We start from the raw sequence: 2,713 nt of genomic DNA, 5'->3' as shown, positions 1-2,713 counted from the left end.
CGCGCTGGACACCGCCCGCACCGCCACGCCGACCTGCTGCAATCCCACCGCTCAGCGGAGGACGCGGCGGGCGGCTTCGACGAGACGGCCGCCCTGCTGCGGGACCTGCTGCGCGAAGGACCCGGCGCGAGAGACGGACCGGCGAAGCGCCCCGACCCGTACGCGGGCGGCCTCGCCGAGGCCCGGCAGGCCGCCACCGAGGCCCGCCGCTCGCTGCGCGGCTGCGCGGCCGATCTGTCGGGCGCCGAGTCGGCGGTCCGGGAGGCGAGCGACGTCCTCGTACGGCACGCCAACTCCACCCGCTACGAGCAGGTCCGCACCCCCGCCCGCCAGCAGATCCGCGAACTGCCCGCGGCCGCGCTGCCCGAGCACGCCTCGGCCTGGGCCGACGCGTTCGCGCCCCGGCTGCGGGTGCTGACCGACGAGCTGGAGCAGCTGGAGCGCAACCGCGACTCCATCGTCGACCGGCTGCGCGGCCTGGTCGAATCCTGCCTGGCCACGCTCCGTTCGGCGCAGCGGCTCTCCCGGCTCCCGGAGGGTCTTGGCGAGTGGTCGGGGCAGGAGTTCCTGCGGATCCGGTTCGACGACCCGGACCAGGCGACGCTGACGGAGCGGCTGGGCGAGGTCATCGACGAGGCGACCCGTTCGGCGGTGAAGAAGAACTCCGATCTGCGCCGGGACGGCATGTCCCTGCTGCTGCGCGGCGTCTCGTCGGCGCTCCAGCCGCGCGGGGTGGCCGTGGAGATCCTGAAGCCGGACGCGGTGCTGCGCGCGGAGCGGGTGCCGGTCGGGCAGATGGGCGACGTCTTCTCCGGCGGCCAGCTGCTGACCGCCGCCATCGCCCTGTACTGCACGATGGCCGCGCTGCGCAGCAACGACCGGGGCCGCGACAAGCACCGCCACGCGGGCACGCTGTTCCTCGACAACCCGATCGGCCGCGCCAACGCGACGTATCTGCTGGAGCTCCAGCGGGCGGTCGCGGACGCGCTGGGCGTCCAGCTGCTCTATACGACGGGGCTGTTCGACACGACCGCGCTGGCCGAGTTCCCGCTGGTGATCCGGCTGCGGAATGACGCGGACCTGCGGGCCGGGCTCAAGTACATCAGCGTCGAGGAGCATCTGCGGCCGGGCCTTCCGGCGCAGGACCCGGAGGGGGAGCAGGTGCACGGCCAGATCACGGCGACGCGGATGTACAAGCGCCCGGAGGGGGACGCGCCGGACCGGACCACCGGGGCGGACACCCCCTAGAGGGCTCCGCCCGGCGTCGTCACGACCAGGGTCGTGGTTCCGGCGGAGGGCGCGTAGTTGACGGAGCCGTTGTAGTTGGCGGTGACGGTGTACGTGCCCTTCGGCAGCGGGTTGAACGTGGCGGACGCGGTGCCGCCCGCGAGCGTCACGGTCTGCGGGGTGCGCCCCGGGATGGCGAGGGTGACGGTTCCGGTGGGCGTACCCGTGCCGGGGGCGACGGGAGCCACGGTCGCGGTGACGGTCACGGGGTCGTTCACCAACGCCGGGTTCGGTGTGGCGACCGCGGACGTGGTGGTGGCCGCCCTGCTGACGGTCTGGGTGTCGGTGCCGCTGGAGCCCGAGTAGCTGTCGTTCCCGCCGTAGGTGGCGGTGATGGTGAACGGGCTTCCCGTGGTCGTGGTGTACGTGTGGGTGACGGTCGCGATGCCACCGGACAGCGCTGCCGCGACCGAGCTGGTTCCGTCACCGAAGGCGAAGGTGACCATTCCGGTCGGCGTACCGGACGCGGAGGCGACGGTCGCCGTGATGGTCACCGACTGCCCGACCACCGAGGGGTCGGGGGTGGAGGTCACCGTGGTGCTGGTCGTGATCTTGGTCAGGGTCTGGGTGTCGGTGCCGCTGGAGGCGGTGAAGTTGGTGTCGCCGTTGTAGGTGGCGGTGATGGTGAACGGGCTGCCGGTCCTGGTGGCGTAGGCATGCGTGACGGTCGCGACGCCGCCGGACAGGGTCCCGGTGGCGGAGCTCGTGCCGTCGCCGACGGTGAAGGTGACCGTGCCGGTCGGCGTCCCGGCCCCGGGGGCGACCGCCGCCACCGTCGCGGTGAGGGTCACCGACTGGCCGACCGTCGAGGGGTCGGGTGCGGAGACCACGGCGGTGGTGGTGGCGGCTTTGTTGACCGTCTGGGTGTCGGTGCCGCTGGAGGTCGTGAAGTTGGTGTCGCCGTTGTAGGTGGCGGTGACCGTGTACGGGCTGCCGGTCCTGGTGGCGTAGGGGTGGGTGACGGTCGCGATGCCGCCCGCCAGGGTGGCGGTGACGGGACTCGTGCCGTCGCCGAAGGCGAAGGTGACGGTGCCGGTCGGGATCCCGCTGCCCGGTGCCACCCCGGAGACGGTGGCGGTGAGGGTCACCGGCTGGCCGACGGTCGAGGGGTCGGGTGAGGACACCACGGAGGTGCTGGTGGCGGCCTTGTTGACGGTCTGGGTGTCGGTGCCGCTGGAGGCGGTGAAGTTGGTGTCGCCGTTGTAGGTGGCCGTGAGGGCGAACGGGCTGCCGGACGTCCCGCTGAAGACATGGGAGACGGTCGCGATGCCACCGGACAGGGTCGCGGACGCCGCGTTCGTGCCGTCCCCGAAGGTGAACGTGACGGTGCCGGTCGGCGTCCCGGCCCCCGGCGCGACGGACGCGACGGTGGCGGTGACGGTGACCGGCTGGCCCGCCACGGACGGGTCGGGGCGAGGAGGTCACG

The 2,713-nt window shown here is 73.1% G+C and carries 1 protein-coding gene and 1 pseudogene; one reads left to right on the top strand and one right to left on the bottom strand.

The window, feature by feature from the left end; all coding sequences use genetic code 11:
• A pseudogene (locus tag SSOG_RS05640) lies at positions 1–1,248 on the top strand (hypothetical protein); the annotation flags it as partial.
• Here the strand turns inward: SSOG_RS05640 and SSOG_RS05635 are convergent.
• The gene (locus SSOG_RS05635; protein WP_009713245.1) at positions 1,245–2,687 is read right to left on the bottom strand and encodes a beta strand repeat-containing protein; all 1,443 of its coding nucleotides are present in this window, start codon (positions 2,685–2,687) and stop codon (positions 1,245–1,247) included. The pseudogene SSOG_RS05640 and the gene SSOG_RS05635 sit on opposite strands and share 4 nt — an antisense overlap.
• Between the last annotated feature and the right edge of the window lie 26 nt (positions 2,688–2,713).

Source organism: Streptomyces himastatinicus ATCC 53653 (assembly GCF_000158915.1).
GTDB classification, from domain to species: domain Bacteria; phylum Actinomycetota; class Actinomycetes; order Streptomycetales; family Streptomycetaceae; genus Streptomyces; species Streptomyces himastatinicus.
Note: the sequence above shows the minus strand (reverse complement) of the source record. Positions and strands in the feature narration are given on the sequence as shown.